The following is a 17,254-nucleotide window of genomic DNA, read 5'->3' on the forward strand; positions in this document are numbered from 1 at the left end:
GCGGGTATGGGAGGAACCGGAACGTTGAAGGCGGTCCTGTTTGACCGCGATGGAACACTCGTTGTTGACGTGCCATACAACGGCGATCCGCAGCTGGTGCGGCCCATGGACGGTGCCCTGTCGGCGCTGCGGAAAGTCCGGGAGGCCGGCTTGGCCACTGGGGTGGTGAGCAACCAGTCGGGCGTGGCGCGTGGACTGTTGACCTTGGAGCAGGTGGCGTCAGTGAACAGCCGGGTGGAGCAGGTGCTGGGGCCGTTCGATGTGTGGGAGATCTGCCCGCATGGACCGGCTGACGGCTGCGAATGCCGCAAGCCCGCTCCCGGAATGATCCTGTCCGCGTGCCGGAGGTTGGGGGTCGCTCCCGAGGAAAGTGCTTTCGTCGGCGATATAGGCGCCGACATTGAGGCGGCGACGGCGGCCGGGTCCCGCGCCGTGCTGGTGCCAACACCCGTGACCAGGCAAGAGGAAATCGACGCCGCCGAAGTAGTGGCACCGAACCTCAGCCACGCCGTGGAACTCCTGCTCCGCGGCCACATCGCGCCGGAAAAGACCACCAACAGACAGGATGCCCCTGCATGAGTCGCGTCCTGGTAGCCCGCTTGGACAGCATGGGCGACGTCCTGCTGTCAGGGCCCGCCCTGCGTGCCGTAGCCAACGGAAGCCGTCCGGACGGAAGCCGCCCCAACGACGTCGTTCTCCTGTGCGGCCCCGAAGGAGCAGCCGCTGCGGAGATGCTGCCCGGGGTGACCCAGGTGCACACCTGGGCCTCTCCGTGGATAGTGAACCCTGCCCCGCCGGTCACGGAGGAAATGACCACGGGGCTCATCAACTTCGTCCGGAGTTCCCGCATCGAGGAGGCCGTGATCTTCACGTCCTTCCACCAATCCCCGCTCCCGCTGGCACTGCTCCTGCGCCTCGCCGGCGTCCGGAAGATCACCGGGGCATCGACGGACTATGCAGGCTCGCTCCTGGACATCCGGCTCAAGCCGGGCGAGGACTTTCCCGAAGACCAACCGGAAGCCGTGCGTGCCCTCACCATCGCCGAAGCCGGCGGGTACGTCCTGCCCAACGGCGACGACGGGAAACTCCGCATCACCGCGGGAGAGGACCCTGAGGGGCTGGCCGACGAGCTGGCTGAAGGGGGCCAGTACATCGTGGTCCACCCCGGCGCCGCAGCTCCGGCCAGGGCGTGGCCGGCGTTGCATCACGCGGCAACTGTGGAACTGCTGGAAGCCTACGGGCACCGGGTGGTGGTCACGGGCGGACCCAGCGAAGCATCCCTCACGGCAACGGTCGCCGGGCCCTCGGCAAGGAACCTCGGCGGTGGCACCAACCTCCGGACGCTCGCAGCGGTACTGGCCGGGGCCGCCGTCGTGGTTACCGGCAATACCGGACCCGCGCATCTCGCGGCAGCGGTGGGCACTCCCGTGGTGTGTCTGTTCGCCCCCGTCGTCCCGGCCATCCGATGGGCCCCGTACGGGGTCCCCCTGGAACTGCTGGGCGACCAGGAAGCGCCCTGTAAAAACTCCCGGGCACGCGTGTGTCCCGTCCCGGGACATCCCTGCTTGAGTTCGGTAACCCCGGAACAGGTGGTTGAAGCGGTCGAACGGCTCCTGGGCGGCGTTTCCTCCCTGGCTACCCGACGAAAGGTGTGGAAACCATGAGGATCCTGGTGTGGCACGTGCACGGCGGGTGGATGGAGGCCTTCGTCCGCGGCCGGCACGAGTACCTGCTTCCAAAGACATCCGACGGCGGCGCCTGGGGTTTGGGACGCGGCGGACGCGACTGGCCTGCCGCGGCGCAGGAAGTGGATCTGGACACCCTCGACCCCGACAGCATCGACGCAGTGGTGCTGCAAAGGCCCGAGGAAATCGCGGCCGTTGCCCGGACCCTCGGACGCCGGCCGGGTGTTGACCTGCCTGCCGTCTACCTCGAACACAACACCCCCAAAGGCGACGTTCCCTTCACCCTGCACCCGCTGGCGGACCAAAGCGCCATTCCCGTGGTCCACGTGACCCATTTCAACCGGCTCTTCTGGGACACCGGCTCGGCGGGCACAACGGTCATTGAACACGGCATCCCGGACCCCGGTCGGCTATACACCGGTGAACACGAAGAAATGGGGGTGGTGGTCAACGAACCCGTAAGGCGGGGCCGTGTCACGGGAACGGATCTGTTGCCCGGATTCGCGGGAGTGGGACCCTTGCGCGTGTTCGGCATGGGGACCGAAGCCCTGCCGCAGGCCCTTAACCTGAAGGGCCTTGGCCTCAGCGATGAAAGGCTCCGCATCGCCGGTGACGTGCCCGCCCCGCAACTGCACCAGCAACTGGCCCGTTGCCGCCTCTATCTGCACCCCTTGCGGTGGACCTCGCTGGGGCTGGCCTTGCTCGAAGCCATGCACCTCGGCATGCCCGTTTTGGCCCTGGCCACCACCGAGGCTGCCTGCGCCATACCGCATGGCGCAGGCCTGGTCTCCAACGACGTCGACGAGCTCCAAAGGTTCGCCAAGCGGTTGCTGGATGACCCCGACGACGCGTTCGCCATGGGCATGGTCGCGCGTGAGGCCGCCCTGGAACGGTACGGGCTGGACAAGTTTCTCCGTGCCTGGGACGAGGTGCTGGCCGATCTTCCCGCCAGCCGTGTCCCCGCAAGCTACGTCGCTGCAAACCATGACACCGAGAGGACACACCCATGAAAATCTCCATGGTTTCCGAACACGCCAGTCCGCTGGCTGCCCTGGGAGGGGTAGACGCCGGCGGGCAGAACGTCCACGTGGCGGCACTGTCCTCCTCCCTGGCCGACCGCGGCCACCAGGTCACGGTCTACACGCGGCGCGACGACCCCGGGCTGCCGGCCCGGGTCAAGGTTGGCCCGGGGCTCACCGTGGTCAACGTGGATGCGGGGCCACCCACGAGGGTCCCCAAGGACGAGCTTCTGCCGTACATGGGTGAGCTGGCGGACGGAATCTGCGAGGATTGGGCGGGTCAAACACCGGACGTGATCCACGCACACTTCTGGATGTCCGGCCTCGCAGCTATCCAGGCCTCGCGCAGGGCCGGCACCGCCAACCCCGTGCCAGTGGTCCAGACCTTTCACGCGCTGGGATCGGTCAAGCGCAGGCACCAGGGCGCCGCGGACACCAGTCCGCCCGCCCGCGAATGGCTGGAACCATGGGTTGGCCGCACCGCGGACTGGGTGATCGCCACCTGCCCGGATGAGGTCTTCGAACTCAAAGCCCTGGGCATCAGCAGGTCCAAAATTTCCATAGCCCCCTGCGGCGTGGACCTCACCCTCTTTCCCGGAACGTCCGACGCCGAACCCAAGTCCCGCACGCACCGGATCCTCAGCGTGGGGCGCCTGGTGCAACGCAAGGGGGTGGACCTGATCATCCGGGCCCTTCCGCTCCTGGCGCAGGCCGGCTTCGACGATGTGGAGCTGTTGATTGTCGGCGGCTCCGGCGACGCCCTCAACCTTGAAGAGGATCCCGAAGCCCAGCGGCTCAGGTCCCTGGCCAAGGAGCTCGGCGTTGAGGACAGGGTGACCATGCGTGGACAGGTTCCTCGTGATTCCATGCCCGCTATCTTCCGCAGTGCCGACGCCGTGGTCTGCACGCCCTGGTATGAGCCCTTCGGCATTGTTCCGCTTGAGGCAATGGCCTGCGGAGTGCCGGTGGTAGCCGCCGCTGTAGGTGGATTGCGGGAAACGGTAGTGGACCAGAAGACGGGGCTCCACGTTCCACCCCGGGACCCGGAAGCCCTTGCCGAAGCACTGGAGAAACTGCTGGCAGACCCCGAACTTCGCGCGGATATGGGCCGGGCCGGTTCCCGCCGGGCACGCTCACGGTACTCCTGGGAGCGCATCGCAGCTGACACCGAGAAGGCGTACAGATCCGTTCTTGCCGCCGGATTGTCCCGGCAGGCCGACGAAGGTTTGGAACCATTGGAAGGAACGGCGCTGTGACAATTCAAGGCCGCGTGACCACCGAATCCGCCCTTCCGGGCTTCATTCCCGATACCCTTCCGGCGCGTTGGGGATCAGGCCCCACCCACAACGACGCCGTCACCACCCATCTGGACAACGTCCTGCCCGCGCTCGACTCCTTGCGCTCGCAATCACACCTGTTGTCGGCATGGGGAACCGAACTGGCTACAAGGCTCCTGTCCGGGCAGCGCCTGCTCGCGGCGGGCAACGGCGGCTCAGCTGCCGAGGCACAGCACCTGACGGCCGAACTCGTGGGCCGCTTTGACGAAGAACGTGCACCGTTTTCGGCGATCTCGTTGCACTCCGAGTCTTCCGCAGTCACGGCGTTGTCCAACGATTATGGCTACGACGAAGTTTTCTCCCGCCAGGTCAGGGCGCACGGCCGGGCAGGAGACGTGCTCATCCTTCTGTCCACCAGCGGGCGCAGCCCCAATCTGCTCAACGCTGTCCGGGCAGCGAAGGAACGCGGCGTCCTCACCTGGGCACTGACCGGCGCAGGACCCAACCCCCTCTCCGAAGCCTGCGATCAAGCCATCACCGTCGAAGCCATCGCTGCCAACGCCCAGGAAGGCCATTTGATCGCCATCCATGCCGTGTGCCGCGCCTTTGATGCCGAGGTGGCCCGGCGAACAGACCGGGGTCCGGGGTCGTTTGGTGGCGGTCAACCATGAGGATCACGGTAGTAGGTGACCTCCTTCTGGACGTCGACATCAACGGGACCGCCACCCGACTCAGCCCCGACGCGCCCGTGCCTGTGGTCGACGTCGGTGATGTCCGGCGTCGGGCAGGCGGCGCCGGGCTGGTGGCCACCGTACTGGCGCGCGACGGCCATGATGTCTCGCTGGTCACCGCGGTATCGGACGACGACGGCGCAAGCCACCTTAGGCGCGCACTGGCCGGCGTGTCGGTACTCGCCGGAGCCCCGCTGGCTCCCACGCCCACCAAGACCCGCGTGCGGATCGGGACTCATCCGATGGTCCGCTTCGATCAAGGGTGTGCAGCGGCCCCGGTCCCGTCCAGTACAGGGGAGATGCTTGCCGCCATCACATCGGCGGATGCCATTGTGGTGGCGGATTATGGTCGTGGGATCACCGCCAACACCGACATCCGGGACGCCCTGACGGACGCCGCCCGGCGCATCCCCGTGGTGTGGGATCCGCACCCTTCCGGTTCGGACCCCGTGGCAGGAGTGTCCGTAGTGACGCCCAACCTTGCCGAGGCCACCGCGTCCGCGAAGGCAGGCGGTTCCGGCACCGGCGCTGAAGAAGCCGGCCGTTACCTTCTGGACAAGTGGGGAAGTTCGTCCGTGCTGGTCACCAGGGGCGAAGACGGTGCGCTGCTGTTGTGCTCGGACGGCTCAGCCGAGAGCATCCCTGCGCCAATCACCAACGTGAGCGACCCCTGCGGGGCAGGTGACCGCCTGGCAGGCAGCCTCGCCGTGCACCTTGGCTCAGGCTTGGACCTGGCGCAGGCCGCTGCCCGGGCTGTGGAGGACGCGTCTGCGTTCCTCGCCGCCGGGGGAGCGGCAGCACTGGCCGCGGCGGACGGAGCTGACGCGGCGGACGGGGCGGACGCGGCGGATCCGCCCGAGGTGGGTCCCGCCGTCGAACTTAAAGGCTTGGAACTCGTGGATACCGCCGATCTTTACCCCGACGGCGTCCGCCTTGCCCGTTCCATCCGGGATTCGGGCGGGACGGTGGTGGCGACCGGGGGGTGTTTCGACCTCCTGCACGCAGGCCACGCACGCACACTGGCAGCAGCGCGAAGCATGGGCGACTGCCTGATTGTGTGCCTGAACTCGGACGAATCCGTCCGCCGGCTCAAGGGCGCGCATCGGCCGATTGTCAACGTGGAAGACCGCGCGGAATTGTTGCTCGCCCTCGAATGCGTCGACGCCGTCGTGGTCTTCGGCGAGGACACCCCCGAAGCCTGCCTCGCCCAAATAAGGCCCGGCATCTGGGTCAAAGGCGGCGACTACACCCCCGAAGAATTGCCGGAAGCCCGCCTCCTGGCGGATTGGGGAGGGCACTGCGTCACGGTGCCGTTCCACCCGGCACGCTCCACCAGCGGCCTGGCAGCAGCACTGGCCAAGGTCAGCTGAACCTTGTTGGAATCAACGAAAGGAACCGCATGAACACGCAAACACCTGGACGCGTCATCGTCACCGGAGGCGGGTCCGGCTTGGGCGCTGCGATCGTGGAGGCCATCCGCGACGCCGGTGGCACGCCCTTCGTTTTCGACCGGGACGTCAGCAACGTCTCGGGCGCCAAAGCCCTGGAAGTGGATGTCTCCAACCGTGAGGCCGTGGAAGCGGCGGTGAAGGAAGCCGCGGAAAGCCTTGGCGGCCTTGACGGGGTAGTGACGGCCGCGGGTATCGACCGCTGCGGCAAGCTGGGCGACGTCGCGGCCGAAGAATGGGAAAAGGTCATCGGAGTAAACCTCCTGGGCACCGTTTCCACGATTCGTGCGGCACTGCCGTACCTCAAGGGATCCCGTGGCCGGGCGATCACCATTGCGTCCACGCTGGGGCTCCGGGCACTTCCGGATGCCACGGCCTACTGCGCCTCCAAGTTTGGGGTCATCGGCTTCAGCCGTGCCCTGGCCGCGGAAACGGGCGGTGTCATTGGGGTTACCACCATCATCCCGGGTGGCATGAAAACCCACTTCTTCGACGACCGCGATGAACAGTACAAGCCGCAGGACGATTCCAAGCTCAACGATCCCGCCAACGTGGCGCAGGCCGTCGTGTTCGCGCTCTCACAGCCATTCGGCAGCGAGGTCCGCGAACTCCTCATCACCCCCGCAGAAGAAGGCTCGTGGCCGTAAGGTCCAGCACGTCCTGAACAACGTCGGCCACGGCGATGCCCTTGATGAGGGTGTCGTCGTGGCCGCAGTGCGGAGCGGTCCAGCCAACCTGGGTGACGTCCGCACCGCAACGCGGGCATTGGGTCAGCCAGGACATGTGGATGCGGTGCAGGCCGCGGCCGCGCGGGCCTGCGTTGAACACGTTTCCCACCCAGAAGATGCCCACGGTGGGGGTTCCCATGGCCTGGGCCAGATGCCGTGGGCCGCTGTCGCTGGCCAGCATCACGGTGGCCTCGGCCAGGAGCGCGGCCAGCTCACCGATTTCCAGCTCTCCTGCTACTGACCGCACGGCCTGACGCTGTCCCTCCGGGAGGCCGGCAAGCTCCGCGACCTCCTGGGCCAAGGCCTTCTCGGACCTGTCCCCGACGATCAGCACCTGCGCACCTTCGGCCGCTATGCCTGCCGCAGCTTCGGCAAAGTTCGACGCCGGCCACCGCCTTCGCGGGTCGGTGGCGCCCGGGTGGACAACCACCAGCGACGAGCGGTCAGGGTCCTTCAACCCCGCAATGCCCTGTTGGTGTTCGGGCTTGGGGAGCAGGGGAGGAGCAATGATGGTGGGGGCTCCAGCCAAGCCAGCCACTTCCAGCCAGCGGTCGGGCTCGTTCTGGTAGTAGACGTAGTCCAGGTTCCGCTCCAACGGTTCGGCGTCCTTGGTGCGGGTTCCTGCCGTGTGCCGCGCCCCAAGGCGGAGCAGGAAAGGGTTGGAGTACCGGCCGCCGCCATGCATCTGGACTGCGATGTCGAACTTCCGTGCCCGCATGGCTTCAAAGAAAGCTTCCTGTGCCGCCACGTCTTCCGCGTCATCTTCGAAGCGCTCGCCGTTGCGGGGACCCTCGTGCACGCCACGCGCCACGGGGAGAAGTTCGACGTCGTCCACCGGACCTTCCGTTGCCGCCACCAGTGCCGCGTGAACCGGTGTGCCCAGCAGCGTCAGGCTGGCACCTGGGTAGGCCCTCTTCAGCGCGTTCAGGGCCGGGTAGGTGTAGATCAAATCGCCCAGGCCACCGCCCCTGAGCACCGCGATCCGCTGTACGTCACTGAATTTTTGGAGCACGGGCCCTATGCCGGACGTCAGGTCAACCAGCGGCTTTTCCATGGATACTTTTCCTTCCGGTGCACGCGTGTGAAGCACGATCCGCGGGGTACCTGAGGGGAACAGGAATTGTTGCCCAACCGGAAGGTACCCCATGGCACGCCTATCCAATCAAGAAGGCCTGGCCGACTGGCTGCCTGGCCGCGTGGCCGAGGAACGTCCTGTTGTGACGGTAGTCGGCGATTCGATCCTGGACGGCTGGTGGGATGGAACCATTGACCGTTTCTGCCGCGAAGCCCCGGCGCCCGTAGTCCAGGTCCAGCGCCGGGACTTTGCTCCCGGAGGGGCCGCCAACACGGCGATGAACCTTGCGGCGTTGGGCGCTGACGTCCGCTTCGTCTCGTTGACAGGGAGGGACCAGGCCGCAAAAACCCTCAGCGAAGCACTGGAAGCGGCAGGTGTGGACGTCACCCACATGGTCTCCCACCCGGACATGACAACCACCACCAAATTCCGGGTCAGCAGCGGAGGCCAAGTAATGCTGCGCTTGGACGATGCAGCGCTGAAGGTGCCCCCGGAAGGCCTTTCGGACATGGCCGCGACACTCTCCGAAGCCTTGCGCGGTTCAGCTGCCGTGGTGCTGTGTGACTACGGCGCAGGAGCATTGGAAGGCCCGGTCCGCAGCGCGATTCTGGACCACTTGGGTCCCGGGGACGACGGCGCAATGCCTGCGTCCCGCCAGGGCACTCTGGTGGTGGTGGACGCCCACCACCCCGGTCGCTGGGCCGCACTCCAACCGGACCTGGCAACGCCCAACGCCCAGGAGGCAGCGAGACTGCTCGGCACGGACTTCCCGGGCGGTGCTGCCCGATGCCCCTTCGTGGAGGCACACGCGGACCAGCTCCTTCGCGCTTCGGGTGCGGCCGCCGTCGTCGTGACGTTGGACCGGGAGGGGACACTGACCATCCGTCCGCAGGGCACCTCACCGCAACCCGCGACCCACAGGACCTGGGCCCGGCCGCAGGCCGAGAAGCAGGCTTCGGGGGCCGGAGACACTTTCGTTGCCGCGCTGACCCTTGCCCGTGCCGCGGGCTTGCCGCTGACCACCAGCGTGGATCTGGCGCAGGCCGCTGCCGACGTCGTAGTCCACAGGCCGGGCACCTCCGTGTGCACCACCGAGGAACTGGCCACTCACCTCCGCGGCTTCGCGGATACGGCACTGACGGACAAGGAGCTGGCCAGGCACATCCAGGAGCATCGCAGTGAAGGGCGCAGGATCGTGCTGACCAACGGGTGCTTCGATGTGCTGCACCGTGGCCATACCCGCTACCTGAACCAGGCCAAGCAACTGGGTGACGTCCTGGTGGTTGCCCTCAACAGCGACTCGTCGGTCCGGCAACTCAAAGGCCCGGACCGTCCGGTAAACCACGAGGCCGACCGTGCCGCCGTCATTGCGGCCCTGAGCTGCGTCGACCACGTGACCATCTTCGACACCCCCACGCCCATCCCGCTCATCGAGCTCCTGCAGCCCGATGTCTACACCAAGGGCGGGGACTACACGCCGGAGATGCTCCAGGAAACCGAAGCCGTCGAGCGGTATGGCGGCACCGTGACCATCCTGGACTACGTTCCCGAGCATTCCACCACCGCTGTGCTGGAACGCATCCGTTCAAGCGGCGAAACCCCGCAGGACTGAGGAGCCACCCATGCGCGTTGCGATCATTGGAGCCACCGGGCACGGCGGCACTGAACTGCTGAAGCGCCTCCAGCGGGCGCGATCGGAAGAGGGCGCGGACCTGGAACTCGTGGGCGTCGTGCGCCGCGGACCGGACCCCGACGCTGCGCCTTATCACGGTGTTGAGTGGCACACCCTGGACATCGGAGCCGCAGCAGACCAGCCCGCACTCGAAGCAGCCCTTGCCGGAGCCGATGCTGTTGTGCATCTGGCATGGCTCATCCAACCCAACCACAACCGGGAACTGCTGCACCGTACCAACGTTGAGGGAACAGGCAACGTCCTGGCCGCAGCACGCAAAGCCGGAGTGCGGCACATCGTGTGTGCTTCCTCTGTTGGCGCCTACTCGCCGGCACCCAAGGACCAGCGGACCAAGGAGGGGTGGCCCACCGGGGGTGTCAAAAGCTCCCACTACAGCGCGGACAAGGCTGAGCAGGAGCGGCTCCTGGACAAGTTCGCTAAGGAGAACCCGGACATTGTGGTAGCCCGGCTCCGTCCCGCCCTGATGTTCAGCTCGGGCGGTGGAAGCGAGGTAGGGCGGTACTTCATGGGGCGGGTCCTGCCCCGGCTGGTACCACGCAAACCGTGGCTTCCGGTGCTGGCCCTTCCCAAGGAGCTTGTGTTCCAGGCCGTGCACACCGCCGACGTCGCGGATGCCTATTGGAAAGTGCTGCAACACAGGGCCGAAGGTGCGTTCAACATTGCAGCGGAGCCGGTCATCGATCCCAACGCGCTCGCCTGGATCTTCAGGGCGAAGCGGTTGATGCCGTTCCCGCTTCCGGTGCTTCGCGCCGTCGTCGAGGTCTCCTGGCGCTTGCGCCTCCAGGTGACCGACGGCGGCTGGGTGGATATGGCGGCGAACGCGCCGATCATGGATTGCGCGCGGGCGCACAGCCTGTTGGGCTGGTCACCGAAGCACTCTTCGCTGGAGTCCCTGGCGGAAATGCTGGAGGGAATCGGTGCGGGGAAGGGCCGGAGGGGTTCGCCGCCACTCAGGCCACGTTGAGGGCTACTCCGCGGTCATCACCACGGTCAAAATCCGGCGCAGGCTCATGGCCACTGACGCCGGTGCGTTCACCGGGGACTGTTGGGCGGCGGCTTCGGCCACGGCCTCGCTGAGCGCGTTGATGCTGTCCTGGGCGTGTGCCAGGCTGTTCGCGAGCTCCCCGGATCCTTCGTCGCGCCAGTGGTCCACCACGTCGGCCACGGACTCCAGTGCGTCGGAAAGCGGCTTGATCGCGGTGTCCGGAATGACGGTGCCTGCCCCTTCTTCCCAGATGGCACTGGCCAGGACATCGGTAATGTCCTGGACGTGGAACGTCAGCCGCTCAAGGGTCCGCAAGCCTGCGAGGTCGGACGGCAGACGGGTGGCACGACGCCGGGACCTGGGGTTCGCTTTGGCGCTCAGCTCCGCTTGATGCACCGCAGTCCGCACGGCCGCCGCTGTCATGGACAGTTCGTCGCTGCGGCTGGCCCAGGCTTCGTGGTCGGGTGGCCATGACTCATTCATTGCTTGTGCCATGTCCTTGAGCTGGCGGGACAAGGCGCCTTGGTGGCCCGCGATGGCAGGGTCGATGTCGTCCAGGTGCAGGGGCGGGAAGATCAGCCAGTTGATCGCGAAACCCACTGTCACTCCCAGGGCCATCTGGAGAACGTAGGCGAAGGAGAACCCTTCTGCATTTGAGTCACCGAGTACCAGTACGAACAATGCCGCCATGGGGATCCACTCGGACGCACTTCCCAGTCGCGGAAGGCCGCCGATCAGCACGCCCAGGCCCACCACTACAGCCACGGAAAGGACTGTGGGTGCCGCAATGGTGGTGATGGCAAACGCCATTCCGATCCCCAGGATCAGCCCAGCGAGGCTTTGGAGCCCGTGCTTGGCGGAGTCGGCCACTGTTGGGTGCATGCTTACCAGGGCGCCCAGCGGTGCGTAGTACGGGTACTCGGCGGCAGGGCCGGGCATGAATGGTGCAAGATACCAGGCCAGTCCTGCCGCCACCGCAGTCTTGGCGGCGAAGAGCAGGCGGTGGCGGGTCACGGTTTTACGAAGCGCGGGAATCAGCCGTCGCCTTGTGGGCAGTTGGCTCATGGAATCTACGTTTGCAGGTATCCGGTGCTGTGTCGAGCCGCCGCCGTCGGATTGTGGTGCCTCACATTTTTCGAAAAAAGGTGTGATTAGAACCAGGACAACCGGGTACTCACCCATTTGATAGTAACGATACTTACTATCCCGGCTGCTGTCCGCAGCCTGCCAACTGTGGAAAGAGAGCGACAATGACTGAGAGCCAATCGCCGCAGGACGGACGCTTCGCGGCACCAACCACTGGTGCCCATGCAGGCACCGAACCCTTCGCCGGAAACTACCTCGATTCGGACGTTGATACCCAGGCTGCCGGAACCACTGGAATCGGTGGAACTACCACTGGCTCGGGAACCGGCTCTGCAGGCTCCGGCAAGGTAGACACCGCCAAGGAAGACGCTGCGGGTGTTGCCGAAACCGTATCTGACGCCGCCGGTGGCGTAGTTGACACCGCCAAGTCCGAGGCCGGCCATGTAGCCCATGAAGTGAAGGTGAACGCACGCCAACTGCTCACCCAGACCAAGGGCGAATTGACCGATCAGGCCCAGGTGCAGCAACAGCGCGTCGCTGAAGGCCTGCGGTCCATCTCCGACGAACTGTCCACCATGGCCAACTCCAGCGAAAACGGCGGCGTTGCCACGGACCTGGTCCAGCAGGCAGCCCGGCGGTCCTCCGCTGTGGCCCAGTGGCTGGAAGGCCGGGATCCGGGTTCCCTCCTTGATGAGGTAAAGGGTTTCGCCCGCCGCAAGCCGGGAACGTTCCTGTTGCTGGCCGCCGGCGCTGGTGTCCTTGCAGGCCGCCTTGGCCGGGGGATGGCCGACAACTCACCTGCTGGTGGATCCACGGGCGGAACCGACCGGACCGCTTCCGGGACACCCCGGGCCGCGTACTACCCCACGCAGGGCTACCCCGCACACGGCGGCGCTGTGACGCCTCCGCCAGTGGACCTTCCGGGACCGACCACCACCACGGCCGGCTACGGCAGCGCGACCACAGCTTCCGCAGCCACCGGATACGGCACCGAAACAACTGGATACGACGCCGGAACCACCGGCGGCTACGACGGTTCCACCCAGCCGTACCCCGAAGCCGACGCAGGCGGAGTCAAGGCACAGGGCGATCCCCTGGCAGGACCCCTGGACCCGGACGACCCCCAGTACGGAGGTCACCGATGAGCAGTCCCGCCGACCTGCCTCCCACAGAAGCCCACGTAAAGGCGGAAACCCTTCCCCTTGGCGAGCTGCTGAGCGACCTGACGCGTGATGTTTCCACGTTGATGCGCCAGGAAGTGGAGCTGGCCAAGGTGGAACTCAAGGAGTCCGCCACCAAAGCAGGAAAGGGCGCCGGCATGTTGGCTGGCGCTGCGTGGGCCGGTCATATCACCGTGCTGTTCCTGTCCATTGCCCTCTGGTGGGCACTGGGCCAGCTGGTTGGCCTCGGGTGGTCCGCCGTGATCGTTGCGGTCATCTGGGGAATCATCGCGGCAGTCCTCGCGGTCATGGGCCGGAAGGAACTGAACGCCATCAAGGGCTTGCCGCGGACCGCTGAGACTGTCAAGGAAATACCCCCCGCTTTGAAACCGAACACCGAGGAGACACGATGACGCAGAACCCCGACGCCCTGCGCGCCGATATCGAAGAAACCCGCCGGCGGCTTAGCACCAACGTTGATGCGGTGGCCGATAAGGTCACGCCTTCGCACATCGTCAACCGCCGCGTCGACAAGATCAAGACGGCTGTCTTTGGCGCCCGCGACGACGTTCAGGACCGAGCCGGCAACGCGGCCCACCAGGCGCACGATACTGTGTCCGGCGTCGTATCCGACATCGGCGACGCGCCGCAGGCGATTACGCGGAAGGCGCAGGGCAGCCCGATCGCTGCCGGCCTGATCGCCTTTGGCGCAGGCCTGTTGGTTTCGGCCCTGATTCCTCCGTCGGACAAGGAACGCGAGGCAGCCCAGGCGCTGAAGGAAGCGGCCCAGCCGCTAACCGAAGAACTGAGCCACGCAGCACAGGAAGTTGCCGAGCACCTGCGCGAACCGGCCCAGGAAGCGGTGCAGAACGTCAAGGAGACTGCTACTGAAGCTGCCTCCAACGTCAAGGACGAAGGCCAGGCTGCAGCTGCCGATGTCCAGGACCGTGCCAGCACGGCCAAGGACAACATCAGCAACCAGTAACGCCCCCTTCTGACCCAACTGAGTCGCAGAAGATGTCGTATTGAGTGGTCATTACGGCATTTACTGCGACTCAGTTGGGTTTGCTGTGCCTGGGGGCGGGGTCAGCGTACTTCGAGGATCATTTGCAGCAGCCGGGCAGCGGCGGGGCGCGCTGCATGCTCCTCTGCCCACTGGGCGCGGGCCAACGCTTTGCTCACCGCCTGCGTGCTGATTCCCAATTCCTGGGCCACGGCCTTCTGCTGGCCGCGCACGCCCGGCGTGAGCAGGTCGATCACCCGCCACTCCGCCACACTCCGGGCCTGGACAATATGTCCGAGAAGGCGCAGCACGGCTTCAGCTTCGGAAGCCAGCGCTGCCAAAGGACCATCCACCGCGACAGGTATCCGGTCGTTGCTGCTGCGCAGCCTGTCCACTGCCCGCCGGGCGTACACCAGGCCGTGGCCCGAGGCGTCCTTCACCAGGTTGGGCAGCGGCTCGTTAATGGGTCCGACGCCGATCCCGACGTACCACTGGCCGGAACGAAGCGCGATCAAGGCGCTTTCCACGGCCTGATGGCTGGATTCGACGACGCCCTGCACCTCATCCTCGACAGACCGGTCGAAATCCAAGCGCGCAGGAATGTGCCGCAGGTCCTTGAGCAGCTGCGGCACAAGATCGCCGGCGCGCCGGCTGTCGCGTTGGTTGATGGTGAGAGTGAACATCGTGGATCACATGCTACCGGCTGGTAGCGGCTCTGCAAGGAGAAATTTCGCCTGTTACTTGATGCTCAGCCCGGCGAACCAGCAGGTCAGGGCCGCGCATCCGGGCGTTGACCGTAGAGGTCCTGTTGGGCCGCAGCGGCCTGCTCCGCCGCAACAGCCTTGGGGTCCGGGATGGGCTGCAGGCCCTTGGCGATGCCCGAACGGCGGTCCATGGCCGCAAACTTCGGATCCCACGTGTCATCTCCGCCGCCACTGAGGGCCGAGGCAATGACCATGACCACGAAGAACGGGAAGAAGCTCCAGCAAACGGCGCGCCAGCCGCCCAGCCAGGCTCCCGCCGTCGTGCCGTTTTTGATCCGTACGGAGCGCATGCCTGCGGCGGCGTCGCCAACACTGCCTGCCGTCCCCCAGATCATGCCGTAGGCGTACAGGCCAACAAACCACAGGACGATGTAGAGGGCCAACCAGAACCCGTCGTTGTATCCCAGTGCCGAGCCGCTGTTCATCATGGACTCACGCAGCACCGCCGCCATGGCCGCCAGGATGAAGTAGCCCACCAGGAACACGATCGCATCCAGTACGCGGCCCCAGAAATGGGCAGCTCCCGAAGCTTTGACGAAGTACGCGCCGGTATCAGGGTGGCGGCGTACGGGGCGGCCGTTGAGGGGATCCACCATGCCGGTTGAGGTCTTGGGCTTCGAAGTGCTCATGAGGGGCTTTCGGTTCGACGGCGGGTTGCGGCTTGGGTGCGGATGCTTAGGCCTGTCCGGCCGAACCGCCCAGCCCGGCCGACCCGCCCTGTCCGGCCAAGCCACCCAGGATCCGGGCCAGGGAAGCAGCCGAAGTTTCCTTCAACTCGAAGGAAACAGCTTCACTCTGCTCCGGCAGGCCGGAATCGGACGAACCTTCCACGCGCGGCGTCAGGACGTGGACCCCCGAGGGCCCGGTGTAGACGGTCACCGTGGGGAACTCGTTGGTGTCGGAATTGAAAGCCACCACATTGCTGGCCGCCTGGGTATCGGCCAAGGCAGTGGCTGCATGGGCTTCAAACTCCGCTTCGCTGTACACCGTCGGGTCCGTGTCGCGGGCGGCCGCCTGCTCGGGGTCCACGAATTCGGCCAAGCGCGGCACCAACTGGTCCCGCGTGATGACGGTAAAGCCGTGAAGTCCGCCGTCGTCCACTTCTTCGAGCAGGACGCCTTCATCGTGCACGTAACCGTAAAGCCAGCGCCTGCCGGTGGAGACCGTGCGTTCCACGGAGACCACATTCTTGCCGCTGCGGCGCAGGGTCAGGGCGCCGGTGATTTCGTCGGTGGCGTGCAGGCGGGAAGGTTCGGTTTCGCCTTCAAAGATCACCGGGTACACCAGTTCCTTGGCGAGAAGGCCACGCAGGGCAACAGCGCACAGGATTTCTTTGTTGGTGTCCTGGGTTGAAAGCCAGGGCAGTGCCACCAGCTGTTCGTGCTGGACGCCGTCCAAAGCCACAACTTCTTCGTCGGTCAGCGTGGGCAGGGGCGCTCCAACGGCGCTGGCCGATGCCAGAACCTTGGCTGCAGCCTCAACATCCCGTTGGGTCCATTTCATGGTGCTCGTTGTCATCCGAATATCCCTCCGACAAAGTTTCCGACCGACTTGGCGGCGTTACTGACTCCGTCTGCCACCTTACTGCCTACGTCCTTGGCGAAATTGCCCACCTCCTTGGCGCCGTCGGCAATGTAGCTGCCGGGGTTGCGCGCAAAGTTGGTGATGGAATCCCAGTTGTCTGCCACCAGGTTGCCCAAGGCCCAGGCGCCTGCCACCAGGCCGGCGCCGATGACGATCGGCGCACCGATGGGTCCCAGGAGGGCGGCACCGCCGGCGGTCATGAGCATGATGCTGCCCACGCCGCCCACCACGGAAAGGCCGCCTGCCACGCGGTCGCCGGTTCCCCGCCAGCCGTCGTGCTCGGGGCTGATCATGTCGCCAATGCCGCTCACGATGTTCAGCGGAGCAGCCACAGCCCCGGCGATGCGGAGCCCCTTGGAGAACTTGCTCGCCTCCTGGAACGCGGTGCTGTAGGGGATGTTGGCTTTGAGGTCGGTGATGACGTCGGTGACCTTTTCGCCGTTCCGCAGGGCCGTAATGCCGTCCCGGAGCACCGTGCCGCCGGCGCGCCAGTTGGTCAGGATCTCCTTGGTCTGGCCGTACCGCAGATGCCGGGGGATGATGTTTCCGGCTTCGTCCGCCTTGACCGGCAGGAGGTACTTGAACGCCGTCCACAGGGGTGCGCCCACACCCTTGGCACCCATCGCGGTGTCGTAAACGTCCTTGAGCACACCAACCGACGAGCCCGATCCGTCGTTGTGGCTGGCAAACTCCTGCTGGTTTGCGTGCTTCTTCAGCTGGCTGGCGTTTTCCCGCAGCATGTTGGCGGCTTTGACCAGGCTTTGCCGGTGCTGGCTGTTCCAGTCGCCCTTGAAAACGGTGGCGTCGCGGCCCTGCCAGGCAGTCGTGGAATTGATCGCATTGGACAGCTGCGTACTTTGCAGGCTGATGGCGTCGGCGGCCTTGCCCATGACGCCGGCCAGACTGCGAAGCTGCGCGATATCGGCGCCGTAGAACCCAGCCATATGGAACCCCCTGTGTACAAGCAACGAAAAGTCTCGTCCCAGCCTAGGCGGACAGCCGTGCTGCCGCGATGG

18 protein-coding genes are annotated in these 17,254 nt (G+C 66.0%); 12 read left to right on the forward strand and 6 right to left on the reverse strand.

What is annotated here, in order from left to right; all coding sequences use genetic code 11:
* The first annotated feature begins 6 nt into the window (after positions 1-6).
* Genes ACFUOZ_RS18605 through ACFUOZ_RS18635 form a run of 7 tightly spaced genes read left to right on the forward strand, consistent with a single transcriptional unit; the run spans position 7 to position 6,807 of the window.
* Entirely contained in the window at positions 7-579 is a 573-nt protein-coding gene (locus ACFUOZ_RS18605; RefSeq protein WP_377550815.1) for a D-glycero-alpha-D-manno-heptose-1,7-bisphosphate 7-phosphatase, read from the forward strand.
* The gene (locus ACFUOZ_RS18610; RefSeq protein ID WP_377550817.1) at positions 576-1,664 is read left to right on the forward strand and encodes a glycosyltransferase family 9 protein; all 1,089 of its coding nucleotides are present in this window, start codon (positions 576-578) and stop codon (positions 1,662-1,664) included. The genes ACFUOZ_RS18605 and ACFUOZ_RS18610 overlap by 4 nt, the downstream gene beginning before the upstream one ends.
* Positions 1,661-2,695, forward strand: a complete 1,035-nt coding sequence (locus ACFUOZ_RS18615; protein WP_377550819.1) for a glycosyltransferase — start codon at positions 1,661-1,663, stop codon at positions 2,693-2,695. The genes ACFUOZ_RS18610 and ACFUOZ_RS18615 overlap by 4 nt, the downstream gene beginning before the upstream one ends.
* On the forward strand, positions 2,692-3,960 hold the full coding sequence (locus tag ACFUOZ_RS18620; RefSeq protein WP_377550821.1) for a glycosyltransferase: 1,269 nt from the start codon (positions 2,692-2,694) through the stop codon (positions 3,958-3,960). The genes ACFUOZ_RS18615 and ACFUOZ_RS18620 overlap by 4 nt, the downstream gene beginning before the upstream one ends.
* The gene (locus tag ACFUOZ_RS18625) at positions 3,957-4,652 is read left to right on the forward strand and encodes an SIS domain-containing protein (RefSeq protein ID WP_377550823.1); all 696 of its coding nucleotides are present in this window, start codon (positions 3,957-3,959) and stop codon (positions 4,650-4,652) included. Before ACFUOZ_RS18620 ends, ACFUOZ_RS18625 begins: the two co-directional genes overlap by 4 nt.
* Positions 4,649-6,082, forward strand: coding sequence for a PfkB family carbohydrate kinase (locus tag ACFUOZ_RS18630; RefSeq protein ID WP_377550825.1), 1,434 nt, complete (start codon positions 4,649-4,651; stop codon positions 6,080-6,082). Before ACFUOZ_RS18625 ends, ACFUOZ_RS18630 begins: the two co-directional genes overlap by 4 nt.
* A gap of 29 nt (positions 6,083-6,111) precedes the next feature.
* Positions 6,112-6,807, forward strand: a complete 696-nt coding sequence (locus ACFUOZ_RS18635) for an SDR family oxidoreductase (RefSeq protein WP_144660030.1) — start codon at positions 6,112-6,114, stop codon at positions 6,805-6,807.
* On the opposite strand, the gene ACFUOZ_RS18640 is transcribed toward ACFUOZ_RS18635, so the two are convergent.
* Entirely contained in the window at positions 6,776-7,942 is a 1,167-nt protein-coding gene (locus ACFUOZ_RS18640) for a glycosyltransferase family 9 protein (RefSeq protein ID WP_377550827.1), read from the reverse strand. The genes ACFUOZ_RS18635 and ACFUOZ_RS18640 overlap by 32 nt on opposite strands.
* Positions 7,943-8,033: 91 nt before the next feature.
* Between ACFUOZ_RS18640 and rfaE2 the strand changes: the two genes are divergently transcribed.
* On the forward strand, positions 8,034-9,575 hold the full coding sequence (gene rfaE2 / locus ACFUOZ_RS18645; protein WP_377550829.1) for a D-glycero-beta-D-manno-heptose 1-phosphate adenylyltransferase: 1,542 nt from the start codon (positions 8,034-8,036) through the stop codon (positions 9,573-9,575).
* Between the two features lie 10 nt (positions 9,576-9,585).
* Positions 9,586-10,620 carry an NAD-dependent epimerase/dehydratase family protein gene (locus ACFUOZ_RS18650; protein ID WP_377550831.1) on the forward strand — a complete coding sequence of 345 codons (1,035 nt, stop codon included), beginning with the start codon at positions 9,586-9,588 and terminating at the stop codon, positions 10,618-10,620.
* 3 nt (positions 10,621-10,623) lie between these two features.
* Here the strand turns inward: ACFUOZ_RS18650 and ACFUOZ_RS18655 are convergent, their stop codons facing one another.
* Positions 10,624-11,706 carry an aromatic acid exporter family protein gene (locus tag ACFUOZ_RS18655; protein WP_377550833.1) on the reverse strand — a complete coding sequence of 361 codons (1,083 nt, stop codon included), beginning with the start codon at positions 11,704-11,706 and terminating at the stop codon, positions 10,624-10,626.
* A gap of 185 nt (positions 11,707-11,891) precedes the next feature.
* On the opposite strand from ACFUOZ_RS18655, the gene ACFUOZ_RS18660 reads away from it, so the two are divergent.
* From ACFUOZ_RS18660 to ACFUOZ_RS18670, 3 genes are read left to right on the forward strand one after another with little or no spacing between them, the layout of a single operon-like run.
* Positions 11,892-12,872, forward strand: coding sequence for a hypothetical protein (locus tag ACFUOZ_RS18660; RefSeq protein WP_377550835.1), 981 nt, complete (start codon positions 11,892-11,894; stop codon positions 12,870-12,872).
* Positions 12,869-13,300 carry a phage holin family protein gene (locus ACFUOZ_RS18665; protein WP_262276802.1) on the forward strand — a complete coding sequence of 144 codons (432 nt, stop codon included), beginning with the start codon at positions 12,869-12,871 and terminating at the stop codon, positions 13,298-13,300. The genes ACFUOZ_RS18660 and ACFUOZ_RS18665 overlap by 4 nt, the downstream gene beginning before the upstream one ends.
* On the forward strand, positions 13,297-13,872 hold the full coding sequence (locus tag ACFUOZ_RS18670) for a DUF3618 domain-containing protein (protein ID WP_377550837.1): 576 nt from the start codon (positions 13,297-13,299) through the stop codon (positions 13,870-13,872). Before ACFUOZ_RS18665 ends, ACFUOZ_RS18670 begins: the two co-directional genes overlap by 4 nt.
* A gap of 101 nt (positions 13,873-13,973) precedes the next feature.
* On the opposite strand, the gene ACFUOZ_RS18675 is transcribed toward ACFUOZ_RS18670, so the two are convergent.
* The 4 genes from ACFUOZ_RS18675 to ACFUOZ_RS18690 form a co-directional block, all read right to left on the reverse strand.
* Complete coding sequence (locus tag ACFUOZ_RS18675; protein ID WP_377550839.1) at positions 13,974-14,573, reverse strand: hypothetical protein; 600 nt, start codon at positions 14,571-14,573, stop codon at positions 13,974-13,976.
* Positions 14,574-14,659: 86 nt separating this feature from the next.
* Positions 14,660-15,283 carry a hypothetical protein gene (locus ACFUOZ_RS18680; RefSeq protein WP_377550841.1) on the reverse strand — a complete coding sequence of 208 codons (624 nt, stop codon included), beginning with the start codon at positions 15,281-15,283 and terminating at the stop codon, positions 14,660-14,662.
* Between the two features lie 46 nt (positions 15,284-15,329).
* On the reverse strand, positions 15,330-16,172 hold the full coding sequence (locus ACFUOZ_RS18685; protein WP_377550843.1) for a hypothetical protein: 843 nt from the start codon (positions 16,170-16,172) through the stop codon (positions 15,330-15,332).
* Positions 16,169-17,182 (reverse strand): hypothetical protein, encoded by a 1,014-nt coding sequence (locus tag ACFUOZ_RS18690; RefSeq protein WP_377550845.1) that lies wholly within the window; start codon positions 17,180-17,182, stop codon positions 16,169-16,171. Before ACFUOZ_RS18690 ends, ACFUOZ_RS18685 begins: the two co-directional genes overlap by 4 nt.
* Positions 17,183-17,254: the final 72 nt, after the last annotated feature.

This window comes from Paenarthrobacter sp. NPDC057355 (assembly GCF_042667405.1).
GTDB lineage: Bacteria > Actinomycetota > Actinomycetes > Actinomycetales > Micrococcaceae > Arthrobacter.

Coding starts and splice junctions, on each gene's coding strand:
- ACFUOZ_RS18640 (WP_377550827.1), bottom strand. CDS start 7,942: ATGGAAAAGCCGCTGGTTGACCTGACGTCCGGCATAGGGCCCGTGCTC.
- ACFUOZ_RS18615 (WP_377550819.1), top strand. CDS start 1,661: ATGAGGATCCTGGTGTGGCACGTGCACGGCGGGTGGATGGAGGCCTTC.
- ACFUOZ_RS18605 (WP_377550815.1), top strand. CDS start 7: ATGGGAGGAACCGGAACGTTGAAGGCGGTCCTGTTTGACCGCGATGGA.
- ACFUOZ_RS18630 (WP_377550825.1), top strand. CDS start 4,649: ATGAGGATCACGGTAGTAGGTGACCTCCTTCTGGACGTCGACATCAAC.
- ACFUOZ_RS18680 (WP_377550841.1), bottom strand. CDS start 15,283: ATGAGCACTTCGAAGCCCAAGACCTCAACCGGCATGGTGGATCCCCTC.
- ACFUOZ_RS18675 (WP_377550839.1), bottom strand. CDS start 14,573: ATGTTCACTCTCACCATCAACCAACGCGACAGCCGGCGCGCCGGCGAT.
- ACFUOZ_RS18660 (WP_377550835.1), top strand. CDS start 11,892: ATGACTGAGAGCCAATCGCCGCAGGACGGACGCTTCGCGGCACCAACC.
- ACFUOZ_RS18610 (WP_377550817.1), top strand. CDS start 576: ATGAGTCGCGTCCTGGTAGCCCGCTTGGACAGCATGGGCGACGTCCTG.
- ACFUOZ_RS18690 (WP_377550845.1), bottom strand. CDS start 17,182: ATGGCTGGGTTCTACGGCGCCGATATCGCGCAGCTTCGCAGTCTGGCC.
- ACFUOZ_RS18665 (WP_262276802.1), top strand. CDS start 12,869: ATGAGCAGTCCCGCCGACCTGCCTCCCACAGAAGCCCACGTAAAGGCG.
- ACFUOZ_RS18685 (WP_377550843.1), bottom strand. CDS start 16,172: ATGACAACGAGCACCATGAAATGGACCCAACGGGATGTTGAGGCTGCA.
- ACFUOZ_RS18650 (WP_377550831.1), top strand. CDS start 9,586: ATGCGCGTTGCGATCATTGGAGCCACCGGGCACGGCGGCACTGAACTG.
- ACFUOZ_RS18655 (WP_377550833.1), bottom strand. CDS start 11,706: ATGAGCCAACTGCCCACAAGGCGACGGCTGATTCCCGCGCTTCGTAAA.
- ACFUOZ_RS18635 (WP_144660030.1), top strand. CDS start 6,112: ATGAACACGCAAACACCTGGACGCGTCATCGTCACCGGAGGCGGGTCC.
- ACFUOZ_RS18620 (WP_377550821.1), top strand. CDS start 2,692: ATGAAAATCTCCATGGTTTCCGAACACGCCAGTCCGCTGGCTGCCCTG.
- rfaE2 (WP_377550829.1), top strand. CDS start 8,034: ATGGCACGCCTATCCAATCAAGAAGGCCTGGCCGACTGGCTGCCTGGC.
- ACFUOZ_RS18670 (WP_377550837.1), top strand. CDS start 13,297: ATGACGCAGAACCCCGACGCCCTGCGCGCCGATATCGAAGAAACCCGC.